Here is an 18,730-nt window from a genome sequence, read left to right on the forward strand (position 1 = left end):
GAAAGATAATCTTTTGAAATTAAAACGAAATAATAGCCTTTAGTTTGAAAATAGAAATAGGAGCAAAAGGGATGAAAAGGAACTTTAAATTAGGTGTGCTAAATTGCTTTATTTGTCTTTTTTAAGAGTTATTAAAACTTTTCAAAAACACCTAAACCAAACAGAGCAAAATCATATTTTACAGGATCATTTGGATCTAGTTTTCGCAAGTTTGTATCTAATTCAGAAAGTGCTTTCCAGTCGTTTTGTTTCCTTAAAAGTAGTTTTAATTTACGTGCAACATTACCAGAATGTACATCTAACGGACATGATAAATTTGCTGGTTTATGGGTTTTCCAAATACCAAAATCTACCCCAGAATTATCGTTTCGAACCATCCATCTTAAGAACATATTTATCCTTTTTGCAGCCGAATTTTTTAGTGGATCTGAGATGTGTTTTTGAGTTCTTTGTTGATGAGGAGTTTCAAAAAAAACTTGTTTTAAATGATGAATTGCATGCTTATAATCGGTCTGTTTTTCATCAACCAACAACACCTTTTCTAGTCCTTGGTGATGCGTATAAATGTGTTTTAAGGACTTTATAAATTGTTGTAAATCGATTGAATTAAAAGTTCTGTGCACGAAATTTTCAAGAATTTTTAAATCATTTTCTTCATGATTCATCACAAAATCAAAAGGAGAATGATCAAAATAATCCATCATTTTAGTGGCATTTTTAATAATCATGGTTCGGTTTCCCCAAGAAATAGTTGCCGTTAAAAAGCCTGAAATTTCAATATCTTCCTTTTTTGTGAACAAATGCGGAATCTGAATTGGGTCAGATTCAATAAAATTAGGGGTGTTATATAGAACTACCTTCTCGTCTAAAAACTCTTTTAATTCTGATTTCTTCATATCTATCTACTCAAATAAAAAACTTATTAAAAATAAAAAACCATTATAACTTCCATGAAGTAACATCGCCCATAATAAGCCAAATTTTACTCTTATATATCCAAAATAACCACCAACTAATAATTGTGGTAAGATTAATATAGGAGAGAGTAATAAAACGTTTGTGGTGATTTCAAAATTGCTAATATGTATGAAACCGAAAATTAGTGTAAAAATATAAAAAGAGTATTTAAACGATTTTGGTTTTACAAAAATAGTAATTGGTGCTCTAAAGAAGGTTTCTTCTAAAATAGGAGTAAGGACAGAACCCAATAATAGAATTTGAATAAAAGACATGTCTTTAAACATTTCTTCTAATTTATGCGTTTCAAAATCTACCAGTTGTAGTTCTTGAATTAAACTGAATAAAGGAGTGATTATAATGCTAGTTGCTATGCTAATAACAAATAGGTGAAAGAGTATTTTAATGCGATACCCAGCATTTTTATTGGGATCTTCTCCTGGTATTGGGTTTTTTAAATAGCTAATTACATTGTTAAAGGTTTCTTTCATTATCTAGGTTTATTTATAAGTAGTATTAAACTTAGAAATGTTACATTATTCTATAATTTTACCGTCAATCATAGTTAATTTTCTGTCCGCCATGTCTGCCAGCTCTTCATTATGTGTAATAATTACAAAGGTTTGTCCAAATTCATCACGTAATTTAAAGAACAGCTCGTGTAAGTTTTTTGCAGACTCGCTATCTAGGTTTCCACTAGGTTCGTCAGCTAAAATAACAGAAGGATTGTTAATTAATGCTCTTGCAACGGCAACTCTCTGTTGTTCTCCTCCGGAAAGTTCGTTGGGTTTGTGACTTATTCTGTGCGATAATCCTAAAAAAGTAAGTATTTCTTTAGCTCTTGTCTCTGTTTCTAATTTCGATTTTTTGGCAATAAAAGCAGGAATACAAACATTTTCTAATGCTGTAAACTCTGGTAATAATTGATGAAATTGAAAAATAAAGCCAATATGTTGGTTTCTAAAGGAAGAAAGCTTTTTGTCTGCAAGGTTCTTCAGTGAAACATTATTTAGTTTCAATTCGAAGTTTTCGTCCTTTTGAGGTTTGTCTAAAGTACCTAAAATTTGAAGTAAGGTTGTTTTTCCTGCTCCAGAAGGACCAACAATAGCAACAATTTCTCCTTTTTTTATGTGTAAATCTACTCCTTTTAAAACTTCTACATCCCCATAATATTTGTGAATGTTTTTACCAATTATCATACATATAACTTTGTTACGAATGTATAAAAAAGACTTTAATTTTACTCATAAAAAAACGGATATCCTTAGTTGTTAAGAATATCCGTTGTCTTTATAAGGTACGAAGTTTTAAAATATATTTTTCAATTTATTATAATCAATAAAATAAACGAGTCTTAAAGAAAATGTATGCCTTTGTGATTCCTCAAACAAATTGTCTAGGTTTTTACTGAAATTTAAGTCTGCGTTTGTGTCTTCATTAAAAATTGCATTTCTGTAAAAAGCTATTAACTGACTTCCGGGAGCAAATTGCCAAATGTAACTCAAGTCTAAATTCCAACTATTAAAGTTTACATTATCGCTATTATAGGTTGCGTTTGAGTTTAATCCTCCGTTTGTATTTAGGGTGTAGTAATCGTTATAGTTCACAGCGCCCCAATAATGTCTAAAACTAAGAGATAACGAAGAATTGGTGCTAAAACTATATTTACCAGCAATGGTGTTGGTGTAGTTTTTCCGATCTCTTTTACCGAAGATAATATTTGTATTTACTTCGTCTACAAAACCTAAATCGTTATTCGTTTTATTATAATCTAATTGATATTGTAAAGAAAACTGATTTGTAAATCTATAACGAGGTGCAATGCTAAAGCCGTAAGCTGCTTTGCTATAATTATTATAAGCAGAATAATAAACATCAGCATTTACTTCTAGTTTTTTTTGAGAGTTGGTAGAAATCCAAATATTTATATTTTTTCTTTCTGGTTGTAGAAAATAAATGCCACTTGTAGATCCTTGCCTAGGTTCAAAGAAGTCTTTTTCTTCTGTGTTGTAATTTAAGTTTCCTCCAAAAGTAAATCGATTTCTTGTTTGGGCTTCAATTCCTGCGCTAGCAGTAAAACCAGTATAAATGCCTGAATAATGTTGAAAATTAGCATTGTTGTAGTAATAGATATTATACCAATTGTAATTTTTGGTTGGTTGTAAAGTTCGCCAACCTGCGCTACCATAAATAGATTGTTCGTTGTTGCTAAAAAGAATTCCTAAATCGTTCGGGTTAAAATCTTTGTTTTCAAAATTATAACCCAATTCCCAATTCCAGTGATCAGAATTATATCCGAAGCTATTATCAAACGTATACCCAGTGTTTGGGTTGTTAATGTCATCAGAAATGTTACTCATTTTAACAGAACCGTCTGCGTTATATTTACTGTCTTTTGTTTCTATGTGCCAATCTAAAGCAGTTACATTCGCATCTCTAAACCTGCCGTCTCTTGTAACATTTGTGTTGATTAATGTTACCGTAGAGTTCTGATTAAACTGTTGGTCTAAAACTAAAATATTGTAGTTTGTAAAAGGGTCTATCACTTCTTTTCTTGTATTTCCAGTAGCATTATTTTTTATAGTTGCTTCTGTTTTTTCTGTAATGGCATTAAAAAATCCAATTCCCAGTCCGCCTTTTGTTCTTCCAGAAACTTTAATAGCATTTAACATGGTTACTTTACTAGGGTAATCTGTAATTTCTTCATCGGTAGATAAAGTGTTCTCTACATTAAATTGATCTATAGGTGAACTTCCAATTCTTCTGGAATAAAAAAGATTTGCTTTGTTAAATAATTCGGTTCCTTCTGTAAAAAATTGTCTTTGTTCTGTGAATTGTTGTTCAAAAGGACCTAAATTTAATTCAACATTATCAAAACCAACCTGACTAAAATCTGGAATTAGTGTCGCATCTAAGGTGAAATTTTCAGTTAAACCATATTTAATATCCATTCCAACACTCCAATCATATTTTGTATGTCCTTCAAAAGTATTGGCAGTTGCAGAAGCATATGGGTAAAGGTTTAATCTTGTTGGTGGTTTAATGTCCCTAAAATCTTCAATTAAACCATCGTATTGCGTCCATCTTCCAACAGCATTGTCAATGTGCGTCCAGGTATGTTGGGCGTTTAATTTTTCTAACCTTCGGTGGAAATTAAATCCCCAAGATTGTATAGGTCTGTTAGCAAAACGAATTGCTCTGTAGGGAATTTTCATTTCTACTGCCCAACCTTTATCATTAATTTTTGCAGCACTTTCCCAAACAGCACTCCAATTAAAGTCTTCATCTCCGTTAGAAACTTTAGCATCAGCTTGGTTTCCGGTAGTTTGTACTAGAAATTCAAAAGGATTCTGACCATCGTCGTTAGGGTTTATGGTAGCCAAAAAGAAGTCTGAAATACTAAAATTATCTCTTGTTGCAAACTCTTGCGGAATGCCTTCTGGGTCCGGATCGTTCATTTGAGCAGAAATATAGATGGCATCATCATCATAAATAACCTTAACAGTTGTTTGATATTCTTCTGAAACCAATTTACCATTATTAGGTCTTAAGTCAACAAAGTCTGTACAAACTTCTGCCATTTCCCATACTACATCATTTAAAAGACCATCTATTTTTGGAGTCTTTTTAACCCTTGTGGTTTTAATAGTTTTTCTGTTTTTTTTATTTTGAGCAGATAGCTGAGCTATTGGTAACACTGCAAAAAGCAGTAAAATGATTCTTTTAAACATATAATTTTTGGTTGATTATCTGTACGTACAAAACCAATATCTTTTATCTGTTTTAGATACATGAGTCTATTTTGTTCGTTATTATAAAGACGTGTATCGTGTTAAAATGTTACACTTATTTGTAATAAAATATCTCTAGAAAATTTAAGATAAATAGCATTAATAAATTTTTAATAGAAACTTTGCACCTTTTTATATATGAATTTGTATTTTTGATTCCGTTTTAAACATTTACAGATGAACTTACACGAATATCAAGGAAAAGAAATATTAAACAGTTTTGGCGTTAGAATACAACGTGGAATTGTTGCAAGTACTCCTGCTGAGGCAGTAGAAGTTGCAAAAAAGCTTACAGAAGAAACAGGAACTGGTTGGCATGTAATTAAAGCACAAGTTCACGCAGGTGGTCGTGGTAAAGGTGGTGGAGTTAAGTTGGCTAAAAACTTAGACGAAGTAAAAAGTATTTCTGATGATATTTTAGGAATGATGTTAGTTACTCCTCAAACTTCTGCAGAAGGAAAATTAGTGAATCAAGTTTTAATCTGTGAGGATGTATATTATCCTGGAGATTCTGAGCCAGATGAGTACTATATGTCTGTCTTATTAAACAGAGCAACTGGTAAAAACATGATTATGTATTCTACAGAAGGTGGAATGGATATTGAAACTGTTGCAGAAGAAACTCCGCACTTAATTTTTACTGAAGAAATTGATCCTTTATTAGGAATCATGCCTTTTCAAGCACGTAAAGTTGCTTTTAACTTAGGTTTATCTGGAGTTGCTTTTAAAGAAATGACAAAATTTGTTACCAATTTATACAAAGCGTATATTGGTTCAGATTCTGCTATGTTTGAAATTAACCCAGTATTAAAAACATCTGATTCTAAAATAATGGCAGTTGATGCTAAAGTTTCTTTAGATGAAAATGCATTATACAGACATAAAGATTATGCAGCAATGCGTGATTTACGTGAAGAAAATCCAATTGAAGTTGAAGCAAAAGCTGCTGGTTTAAACTATGTAGATTTAGATGGAAACGTTGGTTGTATGGTAAACGGAGCTGGTTTAGCAATGGGAACTATGGATTTAATTAAAGAATCTGGAGGAGAGCCTGCTAACTTTTTAGACGTTGGAGGTACTGCAGATGCAGCTAGAGTTGAAACTGCTTTCGGTATTATCTTAAAAGACCCGAATGTAAAAGCAATTTTAGTAAACATTTTTGGAGGTATTGTACGTTGTGACAGAGTTGCACAAGGTGTTGTAGATGCTTACAAAAGTATGGGAGACAAAATTACTGTGCCAATTATTTGTAGATTACAAGGTACAAATGCTGTTGAAGCAAAAGAATTAATTGACAATTCTGGAATGGAAATTATTTCTGCTACAGAATTTCAAGAAGCTGCAGATAAAGTTGCTGAAGTTTTAGGAGCTTAATATTTAAAGTTTTATAAATATTTAAAACGCCTCATGTAAATGAGGCGTTTTTTTATGCTTAAAAAGTGTATCTTCATCCGATTATTTAAAATTAAAATATGAGAAAATTAGTGTTTCTATTATTGTTACCAATTCAATTATTAGCACAAGGTGTGCCAAATTCTGTAGTGTTTTGGGATGCTTTAACAACACATTATGGCAAATCTTATGAAGGAGAAATTGTTGCAGGCGGAAAAGAAGGCGATGGTTTTACTGGTGAGAAATTAGTAATGCATGTGCGTTCTTGTGAAGAAAATACCATTAGAATTCCTTTTTTTGTGGGTGATGACAAATCTAGAACGTGGGTTTTTACAATGGATAAAGATAATTTGATTCAGTTAAAACACGATCATAGGCACAAAGATGGATCAGAATATAAAATTACACAATATGGAGGTATGAGTTCGAATGTTGGATTAGCGAATCTTCAAGTTTTTCCTGCGGATAAACTAACTGCAGATTTAATTCCGGCAGCAGCAACCAATGTTTGGTGGGTAACTATTGATAAAACAAGTTTTACATATAGTCTAAGAAGAATTGGTTCTGAAAGGTACTTTTCTGTAAAGTTTGATACCACAAAAGAAATTGAAACACCTTCTGCTCCTTGGGGTAGTGAAAACTAAACTTAATAGTAAAGAGTATAAAGGTTAAGAAGTTTAGAGGTCTTTAAAAACGTCTCAAAGAAATGAATTAAGTTCTATTTCTTTGAGACGTTTTTTTTGATAAAAAGTGAAGAATATAATCTTTAATCCCAATGCATTTTTTGCAATCTAACAGCGTTTAAAATTGCTAGTAAAGCAACACCTACATCAGCAAAGACAGCTTCCCACATGGTTGCCAAACCTCCAGCACCCAAAATCATTACAATTAATTTTACACCAAAAGCGAGTACAATGTTCTGCCATACGATTTGTCGTGTAGAACGTCCTATTTTTATCGCTTTAATTACTTTTGATGGTTGATCTGTCTGAATAATAACATCAGCTGTTTCAATGGCAACGTCACTCCCTAAACCGCCCATGGCAATACCAACATCACTTGTAGCTAAAACGGGTGCGTCATTAATACCATCACCAATAAAAGCGATTTTATTTGCAGGATTTTGCTTTAAAAGTTCTACTTCATGTAATTTGTCTTCTGGTAATAATCCACCTTTGGCGATTTTAATACCTAATTCTGATGCTACTTTTTGAGTAATAGAGTCTTTATCACCAGAAAGCATTATAATGTTTTTAATACCAATTTTATGTAGGTTGATAATGGTTTGTTTTGCATCGTCTTTTAATTCATCTGCAATTACTACATAACCAGCAAAGACTCCGTCAATAGCAACTAAAACGATCGATTCTACAATGGTTTCAACTTCTTGCGGAACTTCAATTTTATGAGTAGTCATTAAAGCTTTGTTTCCAACCAAAATATCTCTTTCATTAACGGTTCCTTTTAAACCTTTTCCTGCAATTTCCGAGACTTCAGTTGCTTTAAAATATGGAGTATCTGCTTTATATTCTAAAATAGCTTTGGCAATTGGGTGTGTAGATTGTTCTTCTATGGCAAAAAGGTATTTCATAAATTCCTTTTCTTTCCAACCAATTGTTTTAATGTTTGTTATTTTAAAAACACCTTTTGTTACAGTTCCTGTTTTGTCTAGAACTAGTGTGTTTACTTTAGTCATGGTATCTAGAAATGAAGCTCCTTTAAACAAAATTCCATTTTTAGAAGCAGCCCCTAATCCGCCAAAATAACCTAACGGAATAGAAATAACCAAAGCACAAGGACAAGAAATTACTAGGAAGATTAAGGCTTTATATAACCAATCTGTAAATACATAATTAGCTACAACAAAGTATGGTAAGAATGTTACGGCAATCGCTAAATACACTACAATTGGTGTGTAAATTCGTGCGAATTTTCTGATAAACAATTCCGTTTTAGATTTACGGGCTGTCGCATTTTGTACCAAATCTAAAATTCTAGCAATAGAACTGTCTTTAAATTCTTTGCTTACTTCAATTTCAATTACGTTTTCTAAATTAATACTTCCAGCAAATACAGTATCACCTTTTGTAAGAGTATTCGGTTTGCTTTCTCCTGTTAACGCTGCCGTGTTTAAAGATGCTTTTGCTGAGGTTAGAATACCATCTAACGGAATTTTCTCACCAACTCTAACCTGAATTTTTTCTCCAATAGCAACTTCTTCAGGTGTTACGCTTTCTATTTTTTCGTTTCTAAAAACATTAGCTTCTTTCGGGCGGACATCTAACAATGCTTTGATGTTTCCTTTAGCACTATTTACTGCGGCACTTTGAAATAATTCGCCAACGGCATAAAATAACATTACCGCAACACCTTCTGGATATTCGCCAATAACAAATGCTCCAACAGTTGCGATAGACATCAAGAAAAACTCAGTAAAAACAGCTCCTTTTTTAATACTTTCCCAACCTTCTTTAACTACGGGAAGTCCAACTGGTATATATGCGATTCCGTACCAAATAATTCTGATCCAATCTTTAAAAAAAGAAATGTCAAAATAATCAAAGGCAATACCAGTCATCAACATTGTAAAACTTACAATTGCTGGAATATAGGCTTTAAAACCACCTGGATCTCCATCGTGATTGTGGCCGTCATCATCATGGTGGTGATGATGCTCTTTTTCTGGACTTGGTTTTATATCTCTTAAATTGAGTTGCTTTTTTTTCATAATGCTTTTAATTATAACTCAAAGATGCTATAAAATTCAATGCAACGGAAGTGCATTTATTGTCCGCTACATTTATCGCATATCCCTTTTACAACGAGGTTGATGTTTTCTGAAATAAAACCATCGGGTACTTTTATTTGTGGAATTTTATGATCTGTTAAGCAAACTGTTTCATTACAATGATTGCAATGAAAATGTAGGTGTAAATCGGTTTCAATTTCACAATTACATCCTTGTGCACAAAGGGCGTATTTAGTAATACCCGTTCCATCATCAATTTGATGTACAATTGTCTTTTCTTCAAAAGTTTTAATAGTTCTGTATAAAGTTGTTCTGTCTACTTTTTCAAAAGCATTTTCAATATCCGTTAAGGTAACAGCAACTTGCTTTTTTGCAAGAAACTTGTAAATAAGCAGTCGCATTGCTGTAACCCGAATATTGTTAGATTCTAAAAAATGTTCTATTGTTTGCGTCATTAATGTGAATGTTCTGCGTCTCCTTTTTTCATTTCTGCAATAAGGTAATACGCATTGTTATAAGCAAATTTTGTATTTGGGTTTATTTCATTCGGAAAAGTTATTGCCACCCAATCACCATCTTTTTGACCTGGAATAACCTCTACAGGTTTAAAACTCCAAGCATCATTTTCTTTTTCAACAGAAAAAACGAAAAAACGATCGCCTTCTTTTGTAATAGCACTTTCTGGCAATGCTGTTGTTTCTGTGTTTTCTACCTGAATCCTTCCTTTAATATACATTCCCGGAATTAAATTTCCTTCTTTATTTTCTATTTCTGCGTGTATGTGAATTGCTTTTGGGTTTTCTTCAAAAGTTTTACCTACCGAATATATTTCTGCCGTTAATTCTTGATTAGGAATCGATTGAACATCAAACGTTATTTTCTGACCTTTCTTTACTTTGTAAACATCTTTTTCGAAAACCATTAAATCTGCATGCACGTGATGTGTGTCTACAATTTCGAACAATTCTGTTTGTGGATCTACATATTGTCCCATTTTTACTTGAACTTTTTGCACAAAACCTTCAATTGGAGTTCGCAATGCAATGCGTTGAAAAATAGTACCATTTCTAACAGAAGAAGTACTTATGTTTAACAGTTTTAATTGTGCAGCCATTCCATTGACTAATGCTTTTGATGCTTCATACTCAGCTGCTGCTTTTTGAAAATTAGCACCAGAACCAACGCCAGCCTTGTATAGTTTGTTTTGACGCTCAAAACCCTTTTGTAGAAAATTACGATTGCTATAAGCATTTAAATATTCCGTTTGCATTTTTATAATATTTGGATGTGATAGATACGCCACAACCTGCCCTTTATTTATTTTATCTCCTTCAATCACTTTAATAGAAACCACATTTGCACCTACAACTGTAGTTATTGCTGCTTCATTTTGTGGTGGAACCTCCAAGGTTCCATTTGCTTCTACAAAACCACTCATTTGTCTTGTTGCTATAGTTGCTACTTTCATTTTTAAAGCATCAAATTGTTGTGCAGAAAGCATCGCTTCTTCAAGATGTTCTTCTTGCTTTACTTCTGTTTTAACTTCTATATCATGTGCGTGTGCATCTACTTTTTTATCACCGCATGAAGTTAGTAAAACTGAGAGAATTAATACTGCTAGAATGTTATATATTGTGTTTTTCATCGTCTTAATTTTTAAAATATTGTAATTCAAAAGTACTTTCTAAATAATTTATAAATGCATCTTGTGCGTCTAATTCAGACTGTATGGCTTCCTTTATAAGTTGTGTAAATGAGGTGTAATCAATCTCTCCTTCTTTGTAAGCAAATAAAGCACCTGTTTTTTGACTCTCTACAAGGGGTAAAACTTCTTCTTTATAAAACAACCAAGAAGTTTTCCATTTTTGATAATTTTCTTTTGTCTGAAATAATTTAGATTTAATTTCCTTTTGTTTGAATTTTAAATTTGCTTTGGCAATTTCTGTATCTATTTTTGCTGTCTTAATTAGTGCTTTTGTTTTACCTGATAAAAAGGGGATAGAAATACCTATTTGATAGTTGTAGAACCCAGAAATTCCTTGTACTTCCTGTAGGCCTCCTTGAAGATTTAGTTTAGGCAAGTTTTCTGCTTTTGCTACTTTATAGTTCGCCTCTGCTTCTGTTACTTGCAATTGAGAAAGACTGTATAATGGATGTAATTCTGGGTTAATCGTACTGATATCAATAGTATTTACGTCTTCAAATTTATCTGATACGGTAAACAGTTCATCAGAAACAAACCATAAATTGAATTGTTGTATTGCAATAATATACGCACTGTAGGCTTGTTTTGTTTTATTCTGAATTTGTAACTTTTGATTTCTAGCCGCTAAATATTCTAATTTAGAGATCGCTTCTACTTCATAATTTAACTTTACAGATTTTTCGAAATTAGTATAAATTGAGTCTAACTCTTTATATAAATAGTAGTTTTTCTTTGTCTGAAATACTTTTGACCAAGCTTTTTTAACTTCTAGCTCTAAATCTAACTCAGAAAGTTGATAGGCCTTTTCTGCCAATTGAATACGTTGTTTATTTAATTTTCGTTTAGATGAAATTCCAAAAACATCAATATTAGATTGACCTAAACCGATAGTTGTGTAAACACCAACACCATTGTTTAGTTCTTCTCCGCCTGTATAAATTTGAGTAGTACCAAAATCGAAAGCAGTACTTTTTAATAGTTGCTGTTTTTCAATTTCTAACTGTCCTTCTTTTAAACTAGGATAATTTTCTTTTGATAATTCTAGAGCATTTTGCATTGAAAGTATCGGTAGCTTATTTATAGACTCTTGGGCATTTCCTGCAATAGGTAATAAGAATATAAATACTAAAATAGCGGTATTCGTAATCAGTTTTTTATTCATCTTAAAATTAAAAGTTTTGTTTTCTACCCAATGATATAAAATAGGTAAAACGAATAGTGTTAATAGGGTAGAGGTCAATAAACCACCAATAACAACGGTTGCTAAAGGTCTTTGTACTTCTGCACCTGCAGATGCGGAAATTGCCATTGGTAAAAAACCTAAAACATCTGTAAGTGCAGTTAACATTATAGGTCTAATACGTCTTTTTGTACCTTCTATAATTCTGTCTTTTAAATTGGTAACACCTTCTTCTTTTAGTTCATTTAAACCACTAATCATTACTAGTCCGTTAAGAACAGCAACACCAAAGAGCACAATAAAACCAACACCTGCAGAAATACTAAAAGGCATGTCTCTAAGCCATAATGCTACAACACCACCAATGGTTGCCATAGGGATTGCTATGTAAATCATTAAGGTTTGTGGTAACGATTTTAATGCAAAATAAATCAATACAAAAATAAGTAACAAGGCAATGGGAACAACGGTTTGTAAACGATCACTAGCACGTTCTAGGTTTTCAAAAGCGCCGCCATAGCGGATAAAATAACCCGCAGGTAATTCTAGCTTCTCATCTAATTTTACTTTAATTTCTTCGACTAAAGATTTTACATCACGTCCTCTAACATTAATACCAACATAAGTTCTTCTATTGGTGTTGTCTCTACTTATTTGCATAGGACCTGATTTATAACTCACATCTGCAACTTCGCGAAGCGGAATTTGTATTCCAGAAGGCAAGTTGATAAATAAGTTTTGAACGTCTGAAATGTCTTTTCTATTTTCAGAATTTAAACGAACTACTAAGTCAAAACGTTTTTCACCTTCAAAAATAATACCTGCGGTTCCTCCTGAAAATGCAGATTGCACAATTTGGTTCAGCATGTTTATTTGCAAGCCGTATTGCGCTAGTTTACTTCTATTATATGTGATGGTTATTTGTGGTAAACCTGTGGTAGCTTCCGTTTTCATATCACCAATACCTTTTGTACCCGCAATAATTTTAGAAATTTCTTCCGCTTTTTGAGAAAGAACATCAATGTCTTCACCATAAATTTTTATAGCAATATCTTCACGAACACCTTCTAGCAATTCATTAAAACGCATTTCCATAGGTTGCGTGAATTCGTAATTTACTCCTGGAATAATTTCTACGGCTTCTTTTATTTTTTCAATTAATTCATCTTTAGAAGTTACAGTTGTCCATTCACTTTTAGGTTTCAGAATAACAAAAACATCAGCAAGATCCATTGGCATGGGATCTGTAGGTATTTCTGCAACCCCTATCTTACTAACAACTTTTTTAACTTCTGGAAACTTAGACATTACAATTTGCTCAACTCGAGTTGTCGTTTCAAGTGTTTCTGTAAGAGAACTACCAGGTTTTAGAATAGCGTGAAATGCAATATCTCCTTCATCTAGTTGTGGTATAAATTCTCCTCCCATTTTAGAGAACATAAATACAGTTATACCAAATAAAACGACCGAGATACCAACAATTAGTTTTCCATTTTTTAAAGCTTTCTCTAATATTGGTTGGTATTTTCGTTCTGTCCAAAGAACAAATTTATCACCATACGATTTTTTGTCAGATTTAGGAGCTCTTAAAATTAAGGCAGACATCATTGGTACATATGTTAAGCAAAGAATCATGGCACCAATCATGGCAAATATGAACGTTAAAGCCATTGGCTTAAACATTTTCCCTTCGATACCTTCTAATGCTAAAATGGGTAAAAACACAATTAAGATGATAAGTTGACCAAAAAAGGCAGCATTCATCATTTTTTTAGAAGCATTTGCTGCTACACCATCCCTTTCTTTTTGCGATAATTTCTTCTTTTTTAAGACTTGTGTCGCTATAATGAAAACAGTGCTTTCTACAATAATTACGGCACCGTCAACAATAATTCCGAAATCTATGGCTCCTAAACTCATTAGGTTTGCCCAAACACCAAATGCATTCATTAAAATAAAAGCAAATAATAATGATAATGGAATTGTTGAAGCCACAATTAAGCCACCTCTCCAATTACCTAATAAAAAAATGAGGACAAAAATAACGATTAAAGCGCCTTCAGTTAGGTTTTTTGAAACTGTAGATGTTGTTTCTTTAATCAGTTTACTTCTGTCTAATAAAGGTTCTATACTAACACCTTCTGGTAAAGATTTTTCAATCTCAGCCATTCTTTCCTTTACATTTTTTATAACATCATTGGAGTTGGCTCCTTTAAGCATCATTACCGTTCCGCCAACAACCTCACCATTTCCATCTTGAGTCATAGCACCATACCGAACGGCAGCACCATATTGAACGGTTGCAATATCTTCAATGATAATTGGAATATTATTAGTGTTTTTAATAACAATTTGTCTAATATCGTCTAAACTTCTTGCCAATCCTTCTCCACGAATAAAGTTGGCTTGATGATTTTTTTCGATATAAGCACCTCCTGTATTTTGATTATTGGTCTCCAAAGCTTCAAAAACATCGGTAATGGTTAAGCCAATTGCTCTTAATTCATTCGGATCTAGGGCAACCTCATATTGCTTAATTTTTCCGCCTATGGCGTTTACTTCAACAACACCTTTTACCATGGCCATTTGACGTTGTACAATCCAATCTTGCATGGTTCGTAAATCGGTAATTGAGTATTTGTCTTTAAATGCTGGCTTTACTTTTAAGGTATATTGATAAATTTCTCCTAATCCAGAAGATATTGGTCCCATAGATGGTTCTCCAAATCCTTCGGGAATTTGAGCTTTAATATCGTTTAGTTTTTCTGCTACTAATTGACGTGGTAAATACGTACCCATATCGTCATTAAAAACAACTGTAACCACAGACAATCCGAAGCGAGAAATAGAACGAATTTCTTGAACATTAGGTAGATTGCTCATGGCAATTTCTACAGGGTAGGTTACTATCTGCTCAATATCTTCTGTGCCCAAGTTTGGCGCTTGGGTAATTACTTGTACTTGGTTGTTGGTAATATCTGGCACAGCATCTATAGGTACTTTGGTCATACTCCAAATACCTGCTGCAATTATGGTAAGCGTAAGCAAACCAATAATAAACTTGTTATTGATTGAGAAATCAATGATTTTATTAATCATAAAAAAAGATTTAATTCAGTGAAACATCTCGATATAATTCAATTTTAATAATAGAATCATTCGAAATAAAAAGAACCTAAAAGATTCAAAATGGGATATAAGTATCCTGTAAAAGAATTAAATTATGCTATTGGAGGCTGTAAAATTGAAGAAGTATACTCTTTTTCTGAGCCGTTTAAAAAGAAAAAATCTTGTGTCGAAATTTCAGAAACTTCAATTTTAATAAAAGTTAATTGAAGATCTGTTGCGTTTACGTGGCAACATTGACAAATACAAAAAGGCGAACATAAATCTGATTCTTGATGTTGATGGTTGTCGGTAATTTGTGAAATTTCGGTTTGTACATGATCATTAGGCACAATAAAATCTGCACAAGGTGTTAAGTTGAGTGCAAAAATATAAATAGCTAATAAAAATATAAAAAATTTCATTGATGCAAATATAGGAACTTATTGTTGCAATGGTATTGCAAACTGATGGTCGAATTCAATATCTTTTAAATTGGTGTAAGATATCAGTGTTTTTCAATTTTATAAGACTAAAAAAGGTTGGTTCTTATTCCGTTAATATCAGAATTTTTAGAAAGAGTTAAGGTTGTTTATATAAATATGGCTACTTTTTTTTACTCGGTTACATTTTCACTATAACTCATTCCGTATTTATTGAATACGTCACAAACTTCTTTTATACTGTGATCATTGTCTAATAATATCACAAGCGTATCGTTTGCTTCAATAACAGTTGCACCTCCTGGGCGAACAAATTTACCGTCTCTTTTTATCATACTTATAAATGCACAAGTTGGAAAGTGTAAATCTACAATTCGTTTATTAACAGCGGTACTGTTTGCTGGAATTTTTAATTCTTTCATAGCAGATTTTGGTAAATTCAAAATATAACGATCATTTTCTGCAACAGGACTTAATTTTTCTGGCAGAGCAACATTTAACCATTTAGAAAAAAGAGATAATGTGGTACCTTGTATTAATACAGATGTTACCGAGATAAAAAAGACAATATTAAAAATAACATTTGCTTTGTCTATTCCCGCTAAAAGCGGATAGGTAGCAAACACAATAGGTACAGCGCCACGTAAACCAACCCAAGAAATGTAGAGACGCCTACGAAGTTTCATTTTAAAAAATAGTAAACTGATAAAGACGCTTATTGGTCTCGCAATTAAAATTAAAAAGATAGAAATTAAGATTCCAACGCCCATATAAGGGATTATTTCTGAAGGAAAAACAAGCAATCCTAAGGTAAGGAACAATACAATTTGCATAAGCCACGCCATACCATCAAACATTTTTAGAATGGTAGATTTATGTATTAAATCATGATTTCCTAAATAAACAGCACAAATGTAAATTGCTAAAAAACCGTTTCCGCCCAAAGCACCTGTAGCCGAAAAAGTAATAAACATAAGGGCAATGACTAAAACAGGATACAAACCTTCGAAGTCTAGTTTTATTTTATTGATGATAAATACGCTTAATTTACCAAAACCAAAACCTGCAATTCCACCAAAAATCATTTGTTGAAAAAATGTTGGAATTATAGAAGCAATACTTAAATCTTGGTTGATTACTAAAGTTAAAAAAGCCAAGGTTAATACATAAGCCATTGGGTCGTTACTACCACTTTCTAACTCTAAAGTTTGTCTTAAGTTATTTTTTAAAGCTAAATTTTTAGATCTTAAAATAGAAAAAACCGCTGCTGCATCTGTAGAGGAAACAATAGAGCCTAAAAGCAAACTTTCGTATATCGTAAAATCTGTAACAAACCAAACAAAAGTACCTAAGGAAAGTGCTGTAAGTAAAACACCTACGGTAGATAAAACAAGACCTTCTTTAAGAATTGGTTTTATTGCTTTAAAATTGGTGTCTAAACCACCAGAAAACAAAATAAAGTTAAGTGAAACGATCCCTATAAATTGTGCCATTTTTGGATCATCGAAATTAATACCGCCAATCCCTTCTGATCCTGCCATCATCCCGATAGCTAAAAAAAGTATTAAAGTTGGTACTCCAAATTTATAGGAAGTTTTACCAACAATAATACTTATAAAAAGGAGTATAGATCCTACTAATAGTATGTTTTCAATGGTTAAATTCATTTATGTAATTTCTTAAGGTGGTTTTACACAAATTTAACTCATTATATAGTAAAATGTTTACAAAACTAGGCTTTATTGTAATATTTTTTCTTCAACCAAAAAGAAACACGTACTAATAGAATTAAAGCAGGTACTTCAACCAATGGACCAATTACACCTGCAAAAGCTTGTCCGGAGTTTAAACCGAAAACAGCAATGGCAACTGCTATTGCTAATTCAAAATTATTACCCGCTGCTGTAAATGCTACGGCTGCAGTTTTATCATATTCGGCCCCTGATGCTTTGGTAAAGAAAAACCCGATAATGAACATCAATGTAAAGTAAATTAATAAAGGAACAGCGATGATTAATACATCCATCGGTATTTCTACAATTAATTCTCCTTTTAAAGAAAACATGACTACAATGGTGAATAACAGTGCAATCAAGGTTAACGGAGAAATAGTTGGAATAAATTTATTTGTGTACCATTCTTCTCCTTTTAATTTCACTAAAATCAATCTACTTAAAATTCCTAATAGAAACGGAACACCTAAGTAAATAGCCACACTTTCTGCAATGGTTGCAACAGAAATATCTACAATTGCACCTTCAAAACCAAAATAGGGTGGAAGCACGGTGATAAATAGCCACGCATAAAAACTGTATGCAAAAACTTGAAAGATACTGTTTAACGCTACTAATCCAGCTCCGTACTCAGCACTTCCTTCTGCTAAATCATTCCAAACTAAAACCATTGCAATACAACGAGCTAAACCAATTAAAATAAGTCCGACCATGTATTCTGGATAGTCACGTAAAAATGTAATTGCCAAAACAAACATTAAAACAGGACCAATAATCCAGTTTAAAATCAGTGAAATGGATAAGATTTTGGTATTTTTAAAAACCTTAGGTAAAAGTGCGTAGTTTACTTTCGCCAAAGGCGGATACATCATTAATATCAATCCAATTGCGATAGGAATATTAGTAGTTCCGCTGCTAAATGAATTTATAATGTTTGGAAAAGTTGGAATAAAATACCCTAAACTCACTCCAATTGCCATGGCAACAAATATCCATAAAGTTAAATAACTATCTAGAAAACTTAATTTTTTTGAAGCCATTTTTATAAATTTACTTGTGAGAAAACGTAAAATAATTCCGCTGCAATTTGCAAACTTCTTTCCTGATATTTTTCAGCCTGTTGAGGTGTATTATCAAATGCTTTTGGATCTTCAAAAGTAATTGGAATACGTTTTTCTGCACCTGCAATAAACGGACAACCACCATCTGCTTGCGAGCACGTCATAATTGCTGCAAACCCTGATTTCGGATTAAAATCGTCATCTAGCTTTTTAGAAAACCCAATAATAGGATGTGCATTCTCTCCGTATTTTATGCTATGAACAGGGTTTTTACCCTCTGAAATTGTTTTAATCTGAAAACCTTGATTTTTCAACGTTTCTGCAGCCATCGGGAAAAGAGCAGTAGCTTCTGTTCCTCCAGAATAGCAAAATACATTTTTAACGTTAAAATAGCTAGCCATTGCTTGAGCCCAAACTTGTGATAAATGGCTTCTTCTAGAATTATGCGTGCAAATAAAGTTGATTCTAATTTCTTGTTGATTAGAAACTTTAGTTTGAATAAAATCTGCTAACGGTTGTAAAACAGTTTTACGTTCTTCTGTAATACTTGCAAAGTTTAAACCTTTAATTACGTTTTCTATTTCTGAAAATAGACTAGTTTGTGTTGTGATCAT

14 protein-coding genes are annotated in these 18,730 nt (G+C 32.4%); 2 read left to right on the forward strand and 12 right to left on the reverse strand.

The features are described 5' to 3' along the window. Window positions 1-131: 131 nt before the first annotated feature. From WHD08_RS17950 to WHD08_RS17965, 4 genes are all read right to left on the reverse strand, one after another. Window positions 132-896, reverse strand: coding sequence for a TIGR02757 family protein (locus WHD08_RS17950; protein ID WP_208889825.1), 765 nt, complete (start codon window positions 894-896; stop codon window positions 132-134). 6 nt (window positions 897-902) lie between these two features. Further along, window positions 903-1,448 (reverse strand): CPBP family intramembrane glutamic endopeptidase, encoded by a 546-nt coding sequence (locus tag WHD08_RS17955; RefSeq protein ID WP_208889824.1) that lies wholly within the window; start codon window positions 1,446-1,448, stop codon window positions 903-905. Window positions 1,449-1,493: 45 nt separating this feature from the next. Next, the gene (locus tag WHD08_RS17960; protein WP_165733660.1) at window positions 1,494-2,156 is read right to left on the reverse strand and encodes an ABC transporter ATP-binding protein; all 663 of its coding nucleotides are present in this window, start codon (window positions 2,154-2,156) and stop codon (window positions 1,494-1,496) included. 108 nt (window positions 2,157-2,264) lie between these two features. Then, window positions 2,265-4,688, reverse strand: a complete 2,424-nt coding sequence (locus tag WHD08_RS17965) for a DUF5916 domain-containing protein (RefSeq protein ID WP_208889823.1) — start codon at window positions 4,686-4,688, stop codon at window positions 2,265-2,267. 237 nt (window positions 4,689-4,925) lie between these two features. On the opposite strand from WHD08_RS17965, the gene sucC reads away from it, so the two are divergent. Then, entirely contained in the window at window positions 4,926-6,122 is a 1,197-nt protein-coding gene (sucC, locus tag WHD08_RS17970; RefSeq protein ID WP_165733658.1) for an ADP-forming succinate--CoA ligase subunit beta, read from the forward strand. A gap of 98 nt (window positions 6,123-6,220) precedes the next feature. Beyond that, a complete protein-coding gene (locus WHD08_RS17975; RefSeq protein ID WP_208889822.1) occupies window positions 6,221-6,784 on the forward strand; it encodes a hypothetical protein in 564 nt (187 codons plus the stop codon). A gap of 122 nt (window positions 6,785-6,906) precedes the next feature. On the opposite strand, the gene WHD08_RS17980 is transcribed toward WHD08_RS17975, so the two are convergent. The 8 genes from WHD08_RS17980 to WHD08_RS18015 form a co-directional block, all read right to left on the reverse strand. Next, window positions 6,907-8,868 carry a heavy metal translocating P-type ATPase gene (locus WHD08_RS17980; protein WP_208889821.1) on the reverse strand — a complete coding sequence of 654 codons (1,962 nt, stop codon included), beginning with the start codon at window positions 8,866-8,868 and terminating at the stop codon, window positions 6,907-6,909. A 56-nt stretch (window positions 8,869-8,924) separates the two neighbouring features. Beyond that, the gene (locus WHD08_RS17985; protein WP_208889820.1) at window positions 8,925-9,344 is read right to left on the reverse strand and encodes a Fur family transcriptional regulator; all 420 of its coding nucleotides are present in this window, start codon (window positions 9,342-9,344) and stop codon (window positions 8,925-8,927) included. Further along, the gene (locus WHD08_RS17990; protein ID WP_208889819.1) at window positions 9,344-10,534 is read right to left on the reverse strand and encodes an efflux RND transporter periplasmic adaptor subunit; all 1,191 of its coding nucleotides are present in this window, start codon (window positions 10,532-10,534) and stop codon (window positions 9,344-9,346) included. The genes WHD08_RS17985 and WHD08_RS17990 overlap by 1 nt, the downstream gene beginning before the upstream one ends. A 4-nt stretch (window positions 10,535-10,538) precedes the next feature. Then, window positions 10,539-14,873 carry a CusA/CzcA family heavy metal efflux RND transporter gene (locus tag WHD08_RS17995; RefSeq protein WP_208889818.1) on the reverse strand — a complete coding sequence of 1,445 codons (4,335 nt, stop codon included), beginning with the start codon at window positions 14,871-14,873 and terminating at the stop codon, window positions 10,539-10,541. A 122-nt stretch (window positions 14,874-14,995) separates the two neighbouring features. Next, window positions 14,996-15,304: a DUF6660 family protein gene (locus WHD08_RS18000; RefSeq protein ID WP_208889817.1), complete on the reverse strand. Its 309-nt coding sequence runs from the start codon at window positions 15,302-15,304 to the stop codon at window positions 14,996-14,998. Between the two features lie 191 nt (window positions 15,305-15,495). Further along, entirely contained in the window at window positions 15,496-16,989 is a 1,494-nt protein-coding gene (locus tag WHD08_RS18005; protein ID WP_208889816.1) for a potassium/proton antiporter, read from the reverse strand. A gap of 65 nt (window positions 16,990-17,054) precedes the next feature. Continuing rightward, entirely contained in the window at window positions 17,055-18,095 is a 1,041-nt protein-coding gene (arsB, locus tag WHD08_RS18010) for an ACR3 family arsenite efflux transporter (RefSeq protein WP_165733650.1), read from the reverse strand. 2 nt (window positions 18,096-18,097) lie between these two features. Next, on the reverse strand, window positions 18,098-18,730 hold the full coding sequence (locus WHD08_RS18015; protein ID WP_208889815.1) for a low molecular weight phosphatase family protein: 633 nt from the start codon (window positions 18,728-18,730) through the stop codon (window positions 18,098-18,100).

It is taken from the genome of Polaribacter sejongensis (assembly GCF_038024065.1).
In the GTDB taxonomy this organism is placed as follows: domain Bacteria; phylum Bacteroidota; class Bacteroidia; order Flavobacteriales; family Flavobacteriaceae; genus Polaribacter; species Polaribacter sejongensis.

Bases quoted from the DNA above. Each gene is read 5' to 3' on its own strand.
- WHD08_RS17950 (WP_208889825.1), bottom strand. From the start codon at position 896: ATGAAGAAATCAGAATTAAAAGAGTTTTTAGACGAGAAGGTAGTTCTA.
- WHD08_RS17955 (WP_208889824.1), bottom strand. From the start codon at position 1,448: ATGAAAGAAACCTTTAACAATGTAATTAGCTATTTAAAAAACCCAATA.
- WHD08_RS17960 (WP_165733660.1), bottom strand. From the start codon at position 2,156: ATGATAATTGGTAAAAACATTCACAAATATTATGGGGATGTAGAAGTT.
- WHD08_RS17965 (WP_208889823.1), bottom strand. From the start codon at position 4,688: ATGTTTAAAAGAATCATTTTACTGCTTTTTGCAGTGTTACCAATAGCT.
- sucC (WP_165733658.1), top strand. From the start codon at position 4,926: ATGAACTTACACGAATATCAAGGAAAAGAAATATTAAACAGTTTTGGC.
- WHD08_RS17975 (WP_208889822.1), top strand. From the start codon at position 6,221: ATGAGAAAATTAGTGTTTCTATTATTGTTACCAATTCAATTATTAGCA.
- WHD08_RS17980 (WP_208889821.1), bottom strand. From the start codon at position 8,868: ATGAAAAAAAAGCAACTCAATTTAAGAGATATAAAACCAAGTCCAGAA.
- WHD08_RS17985 (WP_208889820.1), bottom strand. From the start codon at position 9,344: ATGACGCAAACAATAGAACATTTTTTAGAATCTAACAATATTCGGGTT.
- WHD08_RS17990 (WP_208889819.1), bottom strand. From the start codon at position 10,534: ATGAAAAACACAATATATAACATTCTAGCAGTATTAATTCTCTCAGTT.
- WHD08_RS17995 (WP_208889818.1), bottom strand. From the start codon at position 14,873: ATGATTAATAAAATCATTGATTTCTCAATCAATAACAAGTTTATTATT.
- WHD08_RS18000 (WP_208889817.1), bottom strand. From the start codon at position 15,304: ATGAAATTTTTTATATTTTTATTAGCTATTTATATTTTTGCACTCAAC.
- WHD08_RS18005 (WP_208889816.1), bottom strand. From the start codon at position 16,989: ATGAATTTAACCATTGAAAACATACTATTAGTAGGATCTATACTCCTT.
- arsB (WP_165733650.1), bottom strand. From the start codon at position 18,095: ATGGCTTCAAAAAAATTAAGTTTTCTAGATAGTTATTTAACTTTATGG.
- WHD08_RS18015 (WP_208889815.1), bottom strand. From the start codon at position 18,730: ATGATCACAACACAAACTAGTCTATTTTCAGAAATAGAAAACGTAATT.